Source organism: Jatrophihabitans sp. YIM 134969, assembly GCF_054456675.1.
On sequence record NZ_JBTJEQ010000076.1, the window covers coordinates 1 to 13,676 of the forward strand.

General features: G+C 71.2%; 13 protein-coding genes. 4 read left to right on the plus strand and 9 right to left on the minus strand.

Features of this window, described 5'->3' with window-relative positions:
• Together ACXR2U_RS22985 and asnB are read right to left on the minus strand one after the other, a co-directional pair.
• On the minus strand, positions 1-210 hold a 210-nt coding region (locus ACXR2U_RS22985), incomplete at its 3' end, for a hypothetical protein (protein ID WP_458827423.1).
• A 116-nt stretch (positions 211-326) separates the two neighbouring features.
• Entirely contained in the window at positions 327-2,243 is a 1,917-nt protein-coding gene (gene asnB / locus ACXR2U_RS22990) for an asparagine synthase (glutamine-hydrolyzing) (RefSeq protein ID WP_458827424.1), read from the minus strand.
• Positions 2,244-2,327: 84 nt separating this feature from the next.
• Here asnB and ctaC point away from each other — a divergent pair, with 84 nt between their 5' ends.
• On the plus strand, positions 2,328-3,332 hold the full coding sequence (ctaC, locus tag ACXR2U_RS22995) for an aa3-type cytochrome oxidase subunit II (protein WP_458827434.1): 1,005 nt from the start codon (positions 2,328-2,330) through the stop codon (positions 3,330-3,332).
• Between the two features lie 3 nt (positions 3,333-3,335).
• Positions 3,336-3,782, plus strand: a complete 447-nt coding sequence (locus ACXR2U_RS23000) for a cytochrome c oxidase subunit 4 (RefSeq protein ID WP_458827425.1) — start codon at positions 3,336-3,338, stop codon at positions 3,780-3,782.
• A gap of 731 nt (positions 3,783-4,513) precedes the next feature.
• Here ACXR2U_RS23000 and qcrB read toward each other — a convergent pair.
• From qcrB to ctaE, 4 genes are all read right to left on the minus strand, one after another.
• A complete protein-coding gene (qcrB, locus tag ACXR2U_RS23005) occupies positions 4,514-6,148 on the minus strand; it encodes a cytochrome bc1 complex cytochrome b subunit (RefSeq protein ID WP_458827435.1) in 1,635 nt (544 codons plus the stop codon).
• A 126-nt stretch (positions 6,149-6,274) separates the two neighbouring features.
• A complete protein-coding gene (qcrA, locus tag ACXR2U_RS23010; protein ID WP_458827426.1) occupies positions 6,275-7,429 on the minus strand; it encodes a cytochrome bc1 complex Rieske iron-sulfur subunit in 1,155 nt (384 codons plus the stop codon).
• Entirely contained in the window at positions 7,426-8,331 is a 906-nt protein-coding gene (gene qcrC / locus ACXR2U_RS23015) for a cytochrome bc1 complex diheme cytochrome c subunit (RefSeq protein WP_458827427.1), read from the minus strand. Before qcrC ends, qcrA begins: the two co-directional genes overlap by 4 nt.
• 70 nt (positions 8,332-8,401) lie before the next feature.
• Positions 8,402-9,040: an aa3-type cytochrome oxidase subunit III gene (ctaE, locus tag ACXR2U_RS23020; RefSeq protein WP_458827428.1), complete on the minus strand. Its 639-nt coding sequence runs from the start codon at positions 9,038-9,040 to the stop codon at positions 8,402-8,404.
• Positions 9,041-9,130: 90 nt separating this feature from the next.
• Here ctaE and ACXR2U_RS23025 point away from each other — a divergent pair, with 90 nt between their 5' ends.
• Together ACXR2U_RS23025 and trpD are read left to right on the plus strand one after the other, a co-directional pair.
• Positions 9,131-9,571, plus strand: coding sequence for a hypothetical protein (locus ACXR2U_RS23025; protein ID WP_458827429.1), 441 nt, complete (start codon positions 9,131-9,133; stop codon positions 9,569-9,571).
• A complete protein-coding gene (trpD, locus tag ACXR2U_RS23030; RefSeq protein ID WP_458827430.1) occupies positions 9,568-10,638 on the plus strand; it encodes an anthranilate phosphoribosyltransferase in 1,071 nt (356 codons plus the stop codon). The genes ACXR2U_RS23025 and trpD overlap by 4 nt, the downstream gene beginning before the upstream one ends.
• 66 nt (positions 10,639-10,704) lie before the next feature.
• On the opposite strand, the gene ACXR2U_RS23035 is transcribed toward trpD, so the two are convergent.
• The 3 genes from ACXR2U_RS23035 to ACXR2U_RS23045 form a co-directional block, all read right to left on the minus strand.
• The gene (locus ACXR2U_RS23035; protein ID WP_458827431.1) at positions 10,705-10,980 is read right to left on the minus strand and encodes an Lrp/AsnC family transcriptional regulator; all 276 of its coding nucleotides are present in this window, start codon (positions 10,978-10,980) and stop codon (positions 10,705-10,707) included.
• Positions 10,981-10,992: 12 nt separating this feature from the next.
• Entirely contained in the window at positions 10,993-12,795 is a 1,803-nt protein-coding gene (locus ACXR2U_RS23040; protein ID WP_458827432.1) for a DEDD exonuclease domain-containing protein, read from the minus strand.
• Between the two features lie 133 nt (positions 12,796-12,928).
• On the minus strand, positions 12,929-13,676 hold a 748-nt coding region (locus ACXR2U_RS23045), incomplete at its 5' end, for an AIM24 family protein (RefSeq protein WP_458827433.1).

Below are 13,676 nucleotides of genomic sequence, written 5' to 3' on the forward strand. Positions count from 1 at the left end.
GGTGGCCGTACCGGGGGTGAGCAGCGCGGCGGAAGCGGTGAGCGCGGCGCCGCCGCCCAGCCCCGCGAGGACTGTGCGGCGGGAGACGCCGCGGCCGGGCTCGCCGGCGGTGTCGGAGCCCCGGTCGGCCCGGTCGGCCCGGTGGGTCTGGTCGGTCTGGTGGGTCTGGTCGGTCTGGGGGGTCTCGGTGGGATCGATGAGATCGGTCATGCCACTCCTTCGTGGACGAGGCCGGCCCGCGTGGTTCGCAGGGGCGCCCGTCACGCTGCCCGGAGTGGCGATAATTGTCCAGATCTCGAGGGGATCAGCCGGGAACCGGCCGTACGTCAGAGCTTGACGGGATACACGGGCTCGAGGGGTTCGATCGTGATGCGGTGTTCGACGAAGATGCCGTGCCAGAGCAGGAACACCAGCACGGTCCAGATCTTGCGGGAGAGGTCGACCGGGCCGGCCCGGTGGGCGTCGAGCAACCGCTGCGCGGCGGGCAGGTTGATGAGGTCGCCCGCGCCGGAGTCGGCGATGATCGCCTTCGCCCAGTCGTAGAGCTCGTCCTTGAGCCAGTGGCGGGTCGGTACGGGGAACCCGAGCTTGGGTCGGTTCAGCACGTGCGCCGGCACGATGGACTCCAGGGCGCGCCGCAGGGCGTACTTGGTCGTCTCCTTGGTGAGGCGTTCGCTCGTGGGGATGCGGCTCGCGACCTCGAACACCTCGGTGTCGAGGAACGGCACGCGCAACTCCAGGGAGTTGGCCATCGTCATCTTGTCGGCCTTGACGAGGATGTCGCCGCGCAGCCAGGTGAACAGGTCCACGTACTGCATGCGGGTGGAGCCGTCGAGGTGTTCTGTTGCTGCGTACAACGATCGCGTGACGTCGGTGTGGCTGACGTTCGGGTCGAACGACCTGTAGAGGCCCAGCTGCGCCAGCTCGTCGTTGCGGAAGATGCGGGCGTTGCCGTAGTACCGCTCCTCCAGCGAGATCGACCCGCGCCGCAGCAGGTCCTTGCCGCGCAGGCCGTCGGGCAGGCGGGTGGAGAGCGCGCCCAGGCCCTTGCGCAGCGGCGAGGGGACGTAGTCGAACGGCTTCAGCGACAGCGGTTCCTTGTAGATCGTGTAACCGCCGAACAGCTCGTCGGCGCCTTCACCGGAGAGCACGACCTTGACGTGCTTGCGGGCCTCGCGGGCGATGAAGTAGAGCGGGACCAGGGCCGGGTCGGCCACGGGGTCGTCGAGGTACCAGACGATGAGCGGCAGCGTGTCCATGAACTCCGCCGGCCCGACCACCTTGGTGATGTGCTCGACGCCGATGGCCGCGGCGGACTCGGCCGCGACGTCGATCTCGGAGAACCCCTCGCGTTCGAAGCCGGTGGTGAACGTCAGCAGCTGCGGGTTGTGCCGCTTGGCCAGCGCGGCGATGGCAGTGGAGTCGATGCCGCCGGACAGGAAGGCCCCGACCGTCACGTCGGCCCGCATGTGCTTCGCGACGGAGTCCTCGAGGGCCTCGGCGATCTCGCGGTAGAGCTTCTCGGCGTCGTCGACCGGCCGCGCCGGGAAGTCGGGGTGGAAGTAGCGGTGGTAGGTGGGCGCCTCGCCGGGCTTCATGGTGAACCAGGTGCCGGACTCGACTCGCCGGATCGCGCGGTGGAGCGTCGCGGGCTCGGGGACGTACTGCAGCGTGAGGTAGTGCTGCAGCGCGGTGGTGTCGAGGGTGGCGTCGCCGTCGACCTCACGGTCCTCGGCGACGGTGAGCAGGCTCTTCTTCTCGCTGGCGAAGAACGTCCCGCGCTCGTCGGTGTAGGTGAACAGCGGCTTGATGCCGAACCAGTCGCGGGCGCCGAACACGACCTCCTCCTGGCTGTCCCAGATGAAGAAGGCGAACATGCCGCGCAGTTCGCGCACGCAGCGCGGTCCGAGGTGGTGGTAGGCCGCGACGATGGTCTCGGTGTCGCCCTCGGTCTCGAACGTGGCACCGAACTCGGCCGTCAACCGCTCGCGCAGTTCCAGGTAGTTGTAGATCTCGCCGTTGAAGATGATCTGGTAGCGGCCGTCGAGGTAGGGCATCGGCTGGTGGCTGTGGTCGATGTCGATGATCGACAGCCGGCGGAACCCGATCACCACGTCGTCGTCGGACCAGACCCCGCCCTCGTCGGGGCCGCGGTGACGCATGCACGCGGTGGAGTCACCGACGAGGTCGCGGACCTCGCGGGCCTTGCCGTCAGCTGCCAGGAACCCGATCAGACCGCACACACAGGCCATCATCCCAGGGCGGCCCGGACGGCGGGTGCTGCCGTGCCCGCCAGGTGCGTCGGTTAGGCTCCGGATGTGCGTCAGATGCCAGGTTCGGAGCGTCCTGCGGACGCCCCGGTGCGCCCGCGCCGGCGGGGTCGCCGGATCGCGGGTCTCGCCGCGCTGACGGTGCTCGCGCTGGTCACGTTGACCGGGTGCACCACCGCGGAGTTCGAGGACAAGTTCCGCTTCGGGTGGCCCCGCGGCGTGACCGAACAGGCCGAGAAGATGCGGGTCCTGTGGACCTGGTCCGGCCTCACCGCGCTCGCGGTCGGTGTCGTGGTCTGGGCGCTGATCTTCTGGTGCTGCATCGTCTACCGCCGCCGCAAGGGCACGCCGCCCGAGGAACTGCCGCGCCAGACGAAGTACAACCTGCCGATCGAGTGGGTCTACACGATCGTCCCGTTCTTCCTCATCATCGGCCTGTTCTTCTACACGGTCCGCACGCAGAACTTCGTCAACCGGGAGTCGGCCAACCCCGACTGCACCGTCCAGGTCGACGCGTTCAAGTGGAACTGGCAGTTCCAGTACCTCAACTGCGGTGGGAACAACTCGAACTTCGCCGGCACCGAGACCCCGGTCAACACCGTCGGCACGTCCGACGAGGTGCCGATCCTGCTCGTGCCGGTCAACAAGAACGTCAAGATCATCGAGCACAGCTACGACGTCATCCACTCGTTCTGGGTGCCGGAGTTCCTGTTCAAGCGCGACGTCATCCCGCACGGCACGAACGACACCAGCAAGGACAACACCTTCCAGTTCACCGCGACGAAGGAAGGCAGCTACGTCGGCCGGTGCGCCGAGCTCTGTGGCACCTACCACTCGCAGATGAACTTCGAGGTCCGGGTCGTCTCCATGGACGTCTACCAGGACTACCTGGACGCGCTGGCCAAGCTCGGCCCGGACGACGCCTCGCGGCAGTCCGAGGCGCTCACCTCGGTGGGTCTCGCGCCGTACTCGACCACGACGCACCCCTTCTACACCGACCGCACGGCGCGTCAGGCCAGTGGAACGCAGGTCGACGTCAACGGATTGCCCGGGGGGAACTGAGCCGTGAAGCTCGAGAACCGCATGTTCCTCGGCATCGCCGTCTTCTGCTGGCTGGCCGCGACGATGTACGCCATCTGGACCCACGTCAACGACGGCGACATCGAGTGGGTCGGTGTCACCTCGCTGGTGCTCTCCGGCGGCCTCATGGGCCTCACCGGCGGGTTCTTCTGGTTCGTCTCCCGCCGCATCGACCCTCGCCCCGAGGACCGCGCCGACGCCGAGATCGCCGAGGGCGCGGGCGAACTCGGCTTCTTCAGCCCCGGCTCCTACTGGCCCTTCGGCATCGCCGTCGCCGCCACCGTCACGGGCCTCGCGCTGGCGTTCGTCGAGGTGTGGCTCATCATCACCGGGGTCTTCCTGATCCTGTTCGCCGTCGGCGGCCTGCTGTTCGAGTACTACATCGGTGGTCGAAAGGCGGCCAGCAGCGGCGTCACCAACCACGGCGCCTGACCTTCCGCGTTCCCGAACGCCCCGGCCCGCTCACCCGAGCGGACCGGGGCGTTCGTGTGTGTCGCCGACGCGGCGCATCGGCGTCGTCGCGTCCCAGGGCGACAACCACCGGCGCGGGGACCGCGACCTCGGCCGTACCCCCGACCCACCACCCACCAGGACCGACCGACCGCCCACCCCCGGGGGAGGGGTCCGTTCCCACCCGTCGCCACGGGTCCGTTCCCCGCCGTCGTGACACGGTGCGCCACCGGTGCACCCTGCCGGTGCCCCTGACCCCCGCCCGATGCACCACGGGTGCGCGCACCGTGGTCCCCGGGTGGCGCCGTGGGCGTACCTGGGTGACCTCGGCGAGCTGGTCCGGGTGCTCCCGGCCTCGGATCGCGCCGACGACGCCGACACGGTCGCCGGCCTCGGCGCCGCGGCGTGCGGAGAGGCATCGCACCCCACCCGGGTCCACGTGCGTGCTCCCGACCCCCCTGGTGCACCACCGGTGCGTGCACCGTCGTCCCTGGGTGCCGCCGTGGACATCCGGGTGACCTCGACGAGGTGGACCAGGGGCTCCAGCCCCCGGATCACCTCGGAGCGGTCAGGCCGGCCGAGGTCCACGCCCACGCCCACGGGGTCCAGGCCGCGCTGACGACGGGGGCGGGTCGGTCATCCCCAGGGACAGCGAACGGCCCCGGCAGCGATGCTGCCGGGGCCGTTCGTCGTGGTGCGGGGGAGCGGGGCTCCTACTGCTGACCGCCGCTGGTGAGCTCGCGACGCTCGGCGGCCTGCTCCTCGGCCTCGCGGGCCTCGATCGCGGCGATCTGATCGGCGATCTCGGGCTTCTCCTTGACCGGGGCGAAGAAGCCGCGGATCGAGGTGAGCGAGCCGACGCCGAGCTGGTTCATCCGCTTCGGGACCGGCGTGCCGGCGTAGGGGAGGACCCCGTGGCCGTGCTCGTCGACCGGGCCGAGGGGCTGGTGCACCTCGATGAACTCACCCGACGGCAGCCGCATGATCACGCCGGTCTCGATGCCGTGTTCCAGCACCTCACGGTCGTGACGCTGCAGGCCGAGGCAGATGCGGTACGTGAGCAGGTACATCAGCGGCGGCAGGACGATCAAGCCGATGCGCCCGCCCCACGTCATGGCGTTCAGCGAGATGTCGAACGCCTTGGCGATGAGGTCGTTGCCGCCGGAGATGTACAGCACGATCGCGAAGGTGAAGGCCATGACGCCCAGCGAGGTGCGGACCGGGACGTCGCGCGGACGCTGGAGCAGGTTGTGGAACCCGCGGTCCTTCGTCATCTTGGCCTCGAGGAACGGGTAGGCCGCCGCGAGGGTGATGAGGATGCCCGGCAGGACGACCGTCGGCCAGAAGATGGCCGGAACGGTGTAGCCGAACAACCGGATGTCCCACGAGGGGAACAGGCGGGTCGAGCCGTCGAGCATGGCCATGTACCAGTCGGGCTGCGAGCCCGCCGAGACCTGAGCCGGGTTGTACGGGCCGAACAGCCAGATCGGGTTGATCTGCGCGAGGCCACCGAGGGCCGCGCAGACACCGAAGACCAGGAAGAAGAAGCCGCCGGCCTTCGCCGCGTAGAGCGGCATGACCCGCTCGCCGGAGACGGTGGTCTCCGAGCGGCCCGGGGCCGGGAACTCGGTGTGCTTCTGCTTGACCAGCAGCGCCATGTGCGCGCCGATGAGGGCGAGCAGGACACCGGGCAGCAGCAGCACGTGGGCGATGTAGAGCCGGCCGATGATCTCGGTGCCCGGGAACGGCCCGCCGAAGACCAGGAACGACACCCAGGTCCCGACGACCGGGATCGACAGCATGATCGCGTCCGCGATCCGCAGGCCGGTGCCCGACAGCAGGTCGTCGGGGAGCGAGTAGCCGGCGAAGCCCTCGACCGTGCCGAGCACGATGAGCAGCAGACCGATGATCCAGTTGGTCTCGCGCGGCTTGCGGAAGGCGCCGGTGAAGAACACGCGCCCCATGTGGATGACCATGGCGGCGATGAACAGCAGCGCCGCCCAGTGGTGGATCTGCCGGACGATGAGCCCGCCGCGGACGTCGAAGCTGATCGACAGCGTCGACTCGTACGCGCGGGACATCGTGACGCCGTCGAGGCCGATGTAGCGGCCGTGGTAGACGACCTCGGTCATCGACGGGTCGTAGAAGAAGGTCAGGTACGTCCCGGTGACCAGCAGGATGATGAACGAGTAGAGCGCGATCTCGCCCATCATGAACGACCAGTGGTCCGGGAAGACCTTGTTCAGCAGGCCGCGGATGGGAGCAGTCGGGCCGAAGCGCTCCTGGACCCCCTTCGCGCCCTTGCCCAGCGGCGTACGCGGGTCGGCGAGGCGCTTCGAGCTCGGCACCGTCGTCGAGTTGGTAACCGTCGCGGTCACGGGGACACCCCCAAGGTGATCCCACACGAGGTGGGTCCGGGCTGGCAGGCCTGCACAGATCGTACGTCGGGATTGAACATGTTCACAGCCCGGACTTCATCGCTGTGACTCGGAACGTCGGTCCCAGAAACCGGGGCCGACCGGCTCGACGAAACCGCGCCGCGAGACGAAGTACTGGACGCCGTCGACGATCTCGACGTCGATGGGCAGCTTCGGCAGCGACCGGGTGGCCGGGCCGAAGACCGGCTTCGCGTCGCGGAGCACCTCGAACTGGCTCTGGTGGCACGGGCAGAGCAGGCGCGAGGTCTGCTGCTCGTAGAGCGAGGCCGGGCAGCCGGCGTGGGTGCAGATCTTGGAGAACGCGACGAAGTCGTTCCACCCGAAGTCGGCCTGGCCGGACCGCGCCTCGACCTTCTGGTCCGGACGGAGCCGGATGAGCAGCACGGGGGAGGAGGCGTCGCGGATGCCGTCGGGGACACCCGGGAACACCGTGATCTGCCCGCCGGGCTGCATGTCCTGGGGGCTGATCCGACGGCCGGTGGAGTCCACGATCGGGGTGTTCTCGCCGTAGAGCGTGCCGTCGAGCTTGTCGCCCGGCTTCTTCAGCAGGCTGCCGACCACCGCGACCAGCGGCGCGACGCCGAGACCGAGGCCCGCGAGGCCGATGGTCCGCACGATGAGCGAACGGCGGTTGAGGCCACTGTCGACGTAGGACTGCTGCAGGAAGCCCGCGGTGAGCAGCTGCGACTCGTCGGGCTCCGGGTCCTGGTGGCGGTCCTGGACCGCCTCCTCCTCGGGCATGAGCCACTTGGCCCACAGCACCGCGCCGACGCCCATGAGGGCGAGGCCCAGGCCGAGGGTCGCGCCGAGCACCGGGGTGTAGTAGGCGAAGGCCTGGCTGCCCTGGCCCGGGAGGTTGAACCGCCACGGCAGGGCGATGAACGCGACCGTGAAGGCGACGAAGCACAGGAACGCGAGCAGGAAGACGGTCGCGACCGCCCGTTCGGCGCGCTTCTCGGCCTTGGTGCCGGGCACCGGGAAGCGCTCGCGGCGGTGGACGATGCGCACACCGTCGACCTCGGCCGCGGCGATCAACGCCTCCTCGGGCGTCATCGCCTCGACCTCGGCCAGCGAGGGGTGCTGCACGCCGTGGGCGGCGCCCGACGGGCCGTACTCGCCGCCCGTGGCGCCGAGGTCCGCGGGATCGACGTCGTGGGAGTCGCGGTCGTGCGAGGTGCGGGAGCTGGTCATGCGGTCTTCCGTCCGATCCAGAGGATGATCCCCATGAGCAGACCGACGCCGACGATCCAGATCACGAGACCCTCGGAGACCGGGCCGATGCGGCCGATGCCGGCGCCGCCCGGGTCCTTCTGCGCCTTCAGCGTCTGGACGTAGTCGATGACCATGCGCTTCTGGTCCGGGGTGAGCTGGTTGTCGTTGAACACCGGCATGTTCTCGGGGCCGGACAGCATGGCGCCGTAGATCTGCTTGTCGGTGGACAGCTCCAGGCCGGGGGCGTACTTGCCCGCCGAGAGCGGGGCGCCCTTGCCGGAGAAGCCGTGGCACTGCGCGCAGTTCAGGCGGAACAGCTGACCGCCCTCGGCGAGGTCGTCGGAGCTGGCCCGCAGCGAGCCGGACGGGATCGACGGGCCGCCGCCGTAGGTCTCGACGTAGGCCGCGATCTGCTCGACCTGCTCGTCGGTGTAGCTCGGGTCCTTGCGGGGGACCTGGGCCTCCTGGCGCGCGACCGGCATGCGGCCGGTGCTGACCTGGTAGTAGGTCGCGGCCTGGCCGACACCCACGAGGCTCGGGCCGCGGCCCGTGACGCCCTCGAGGTTCGCGCCGTGACAGGTGATGCAGGCGGTCTGGTAGATGCTCTGGCCGGCCGCGGCGTTCTCGGCGGCCGACGCGGTGGTGGCGCCCTCCTCGGCACTGGAGGAGCTCGCGAACGCCGTGTAGAGCGCGCCGACGCCGGTGAGGGCGATCAGCAGCGCCAGGGTCCCGCCCAGCCGGCGGTGCCACTTCCCGCGGGCGCGCCGACGGGGCTTGGCCGTCGCGGCTCTCGGCGGGGCCACCGGGGAGTCGTCGCCGGTGACGGGGACGGCAGGGGCGAACCCGAGCTCGCCGCCCTCCTCCAGGTCACTGTCGCTCATGCCTGCCCTCTCAACTCGTGTCGCTCAACGCGTTCGTGTGCGGTGGTGGATCCGGTGCTGGCAGGCACGGTCACTGGAGAATGTAGATGGTGAAGAACAGGCCGATCCACACGATGTCGACGAAGTGCCAGTAGTACGACACGACGATCGCCGCGGTGGCCTGGGCGGGGGTGAACTTGCCGAGCGCCGTGCGCATGAGGAACAGCACGAACGCGACCAGGCCGCCGGTGACGTGCAGACCGTGGAAGCCGGTGGTGAGGAAGAAGACCGAGCCGTAGCCGGACGCCCCGAGGGTGTTGCCCTCGTGCACCTGCAGCCGGTACTCGTTCGCCTGGCCGAGCAGGAACACCAGGCCCATGAGGAACGTGATGACGAACCAGCGGCGCAGCTTGTAGACGTCGCCCTTCTCCGCGGCGAACACGCCCCACTGGCAGGTCACCGAGGACGCCACCAGGATGATCGTGAAGACCAGCGCGTACGGGACGTCGAGGGTGATCTTCTCCATCTCGCCGTTGTGCATGATCGTCTGCGGCCAGTCGCCCGCGTGCACCGCACGGATCGTGAAGTACATGGCGAACAGTCCGGCGAAGAACATCAGCTCGCTGGAGAGCCACACGATCGTGCCGACGCTGACGAGGTTCGGCCGCGTGAGCGAGTGGACACGACTCGTGTCGAACCCGCCCTCGGCCTGCGTGGCTGCCGTGGTCACCCGGCCAGTATGTCTCCCCTGTGCGACGCGGTGCCCGGCACCCCCGGCGTGGTGCGGCGAGTCGTGTCCGGGCCGTTACGATCCGGGACCATGGCCGCCGTCCAGACCCCCGGCAGGGGCACCGCCACCGTCGTCCTCTACAGCCAGGACGCGGCGTTGCGCGCGAGTGTGCGGACCGCGGTCGGGCGACGCCCCGCGGCGGACGCCCCCCGCATCGACTGGGTCGAGTGCGACCGCTTCGCCGACGTCATCACCCAGATCGACGGCGACGGCGCGGACCTGCTCGTGTTCGACGGTGAGGCCCAACCCACCGGCGGCATGGGCCTGTCGCGTCAGCTGAAGATGGAGCGCACCGACGGCCCGCCCGTGGTCGTGCTGCTCGCCCGGGCCCAGGACGGCTGGCTGTCGAGCTGGGCGCAGGTCGACGCCACCATCGCGCGCCCGGTAGACCCGGTCGCGGCGCGGGCCGTGGTCGCGGCCCAGCTGCGCGGCGTCGCCACGGCGGACGCCGCGATCCCGCACGTGCGGTGAGCTCGCCCACGGGCCTGCGCTGGCCCGACGTGCTCGGCCCGCTCATCGCCGGTGAGTCGCTGCCCGCGGCGTCGACCCGGTGGGCGATGGCCGAGATCATGGACGGCAGCGCCACGCCGTCGCAGGTCGCGGCCTTCGCGGCGCTGCTGCACGCCAAGGGTGAGACCCCCGAGGAACTCGGCGGCCTGGCCGAGGAGATGCGCGGCCGCGCGCCCCGGGTGGCGCTGCCCGGCCCCGCGGTCGACATCGTCGGTACCGGCGGCGACCGCGCCGAGACCGTCAACATCTCGAGCATGGCGGCGATCGTCGTGGCCGGGACGGGTCGCACCGTGGCCAAGCACGGCAACCGCTCGGCGTCGTCGAAGTCGGGTTCGACCGACGTGCTCGAGGAGCTCGGGATCGCGGTCGACCTCGACGCGAGCGGGGTCGAGGCCTCGCTGGCGAGGGTCGGCATCGGGTTCTGCGCGGCCAACGTCTTCCACGCCGGCATGCGCCACGCCGCGGTGCCCCGCCGCGAGATGGGCGTGCCCACCGCCTTCAACCTGCTCGGTCCGTTGACCAACCCGGCGCGTCCGGGGGCGTCGTCGGTGGGGTGCTTCGACCTCGCCATGGCGCCGGTGGTGGCCGGCGCGTTCGCCGCCCGCGGCGACACCGCGATCGTGGCGCGGGGCGACGACGGTCTCGACGAGTTCACGACCACGACGACCACCCACGCCTGGGTGGTGAGCGGCGGGGAGGTGCACCCGGTGGTGGTCGACGCGACCCGGCTGGGGATCGCCGCCGTGCCGCCGGTCGCGCTCCGGGGTGGCGACCGGATCCACAACGCGGGGGTGGTGCGGGCGGTGGTGGCCGGGGAACTGCCCGAGATCACCGACGCCGTCACCCTCAACGCTGCGGCCGCGATCGTGGCGCACGACCTCTCGACCGGTGTGGTGACCCTCGACGCCCGCGACCCGGGGGCGTCGACCGAGGCGCTGCTCGCCGACGCGCTGGTGGTGGCCCGCGCCGCGGTGGCCGACGGGCGCGCGGCCGACCTGCTCGCGCGCTGGCAGGCGTTCCGGCCCTGACGCCGCGGCCGGCTCGACGCCGGCCGGCCGGACACCGGCGGGACACCGGCGGGACGACGCTGTCGGTCAGGACCCGATGTCGAACGCGGCGTCGAGGTCGACCGAGGAGTAGGCGCGGAACGCGACGTGGGTGTCGGTGCCGAGCACACCGGGGACCTTCGACAGCTGCCCGGCGACGACCTCGGCGATCCGGTCGAACTCACGGACCCGCACGATCGCGATGAGGTCGACGTCGCCCGCCACCGAGTAGACCTCGCTGACGCCGTCGATCTCGGCGATCTCCCGCGCCGCCTCGGGGATGCGCGAGGGGTCGACGGACACCATGACGATGGTCGTGATCACCCGGTGACCCTCTCACGACGCGTGCCGCGCGCGGGGGGCCCGGACCGGTTGGGCGACCGGCCGCAGGCGGCGACGGTCGGCGAACGGGTCGCGCACCGTGCGGTCGACGGTGGCGTCGCCCAGGCGGTTGCGCAGCGCGCCCGCGCCGAAGGCGGGGGAGGACCAGCCCTCGGAACTGCGGACCAGCCGGACGCCCGGCCGTTCCAGCCACCGCAGGACCAGCTCGGTCTCCTCGGCCAGCGCCGCGGGCGCCGGACCGGTGCCCGGTGCCACCACCTCGGCGATCGCGGTGGCGGCGTCGATGACCGGGTACGGCGGGGTGCCGACCGGGGCGTGCGCCGCCCCGGCGAGCCGCCCGTACCGCACGATCGCGAGGTCCCAGCCGCCCGCGCCGTCGGGGGCGGCGGCCACGAGTTCGGAGATGCGGGTGAGTGAGGCCATCCGCTGCATGCGGGCACAGGCCCGTACCAGCGAGGTCATCCGGTCGCGGACCACTCCGGCCTGCTCGTAGCGCTGGTGCGACGAGAGCTCCGCGATCTTGCGTTCGAGCGGGGCGACGAGCTCGCGGGCGTCACCCGACCAGGCCCGGGCCACGACCTCGACCAGCGCGGCGTAGCCCGGATCGGAGGGGTTCTCGCAGGGCGCGCTGCAGCGACCGATGCCCGCCAGCGCGCACGCGGCCCGGACGATGCGGCGGACCGAGAGCCGGTCGCTGCACTGCCGCAACGGCACGGCGTCGTGGACGGCGTCACGCACCTGCTCGGCCACCGCCTTGGTGCGGAGCGGACCGAGGTAGGCCGCGCCGTCGTCGGCGACCTTGCGCACGATCGACAGGCGCGGGAAGGCCTCCCGGGTGAGCTTCAGCCACACCGAGCGCTCCGGGAACTTCGACCGGCGGTTGTACCGGGGCTTGTGGGCGGCGATGAGCCGGACCTCGCGGACCTGGGCCTCGAGGGCGTGGGCGCACACCACGGTCTCGACCGACTCGGCCAGGCCGATCATCTCGCCCATGCGGGTGCGGGTCTCGCTCGCGACGAAGTACTGGCGCACCCGCGCGCCGACGTCCTTGCTCGTGCCGACGTAGAGCGGGATCCCACGGGCGTCCTGGAAGACGTAGACCCCGGGACGGCGGGGCAGGCCGTCGGCGAGGTGACGTTTGCGGCGCTGGGCCTCGGTGACCTGGGCGGTGAACGCGCGCAGTTCGGGCAGGGACTGCACGCCGAGGCTGCCGAGCCGGGCGATGAGCCCGTGCAGGACGTCGACCGTGGCGCGGGCGTCGGTGAGCGCGCGGTGGTTCGGCTGCACCTCCGCCCGGAAGAACGGCGCGAGGGTCGACAGCTTGCAGTTGGGCACCTCGTCACGCGTGAGCACCCGCCGCGCGAGCACCGCGGTGTCGACCACCGCGAACCCCGGCCAGGCGAGCGCGAGGCTCGCGGCCCCCGCCTTGAGGAACCCGACGTCGAACGGGGCGTTGTGGGCGACGAGCACGCTGCCGCGCGCCCACTCGAGGAACGAGGGCAGCACGGCGTCGAGGCGCGGCGCCTGCGCCACCATGACGTCGGTGATGCCGGTCAACACGCTGATGAACGGCGGGATGGCCCGGCCGGGATCGACGAGCGTGGCGAACTCGCCGATGACCTCGCCGCCGCGGACCTTCACCGCGCCGATCTCGGTGATGGCTTCGCTCGCCGCGGAACCACCGGTGGTCTCGAGGTCGACGACGACGAACGTGGTCTCGCGCAGCGGCTCGTCGAGCTCGTCGAACCCGAGCTGACGGGCGATCCGCTCCGGTGCGGTCGCGGTGGCTGCACTCACGCCGGGGACGCTAGGCGGACCCTCTGACACTCCTGGGAGGGACACTCCTGGGAGGGACACTGCTGGGCGGGCCGCTCCTGGGCGGGCCGCTCCTGGGAAGGGCAGTTGCGGCGCGCGACGCTCCCGTGGTGGGTCACGCTCCCGGCGTGTTCACCGTCTCCGACGGCTGCACGATGACGAACCCGCGACCCTGGAACACGACCTGCACGGCCTCGCCCGAACCCCGGCCGATGAGAGCGCCCGCGCTCATCGTCGAGTGCAGCGAGGTCTGCAGGTCGGCCGACCAGGCGACGATCGCGTCGGTGTCGGCGAAGGTCGGGGCCGTGCCGGCGTCGAGGACGACCGGTTCGCCGTCGGTGACGATCGCGAGCCAGCCGCTGCCGCGCAGGGTGGTGTTGAACAACCCGCCGCTGGCCATCGCGGCGCCCTTGACGCGCTCGACGTTCCACTCCAGGGACTGCGAGAACGCCAGGACGTTCTTGCCGTTGACCGAGATGCCGCCGTCGACCTGCAGCAGGTGGACGTGCTTGGCGCGGTCGGCGAGGTAGCAGTCGCCCGCGCCCTCGACCCGCATGAGCGCGAGGCCCTCACCGGTCAACGCCCGCTTGAGCACCCGGCCCATCCCCGCGCCCTGGTAGTGGAACGCGAGCTGTCCCTGGTAGGCCACCATCGCGCCCTGCTTGGCGAGGAACGGTTCGGTGAGCCGGACCCGCAGCAGCTTGGGGTTCTGCAGGGCCGGGCCGGGGGTCTGACCACCGGCGAAGCGGCCGTCGACGAGGTCGCCGCGGATGCCGCCGGGGACCGGGCCGTGCCCGCCTCCCGCGGGCGGGCCGGCGGTGGGGGCGGGCTGCTGGAACGCCGCGGCCGGCTGGAACGGTGCG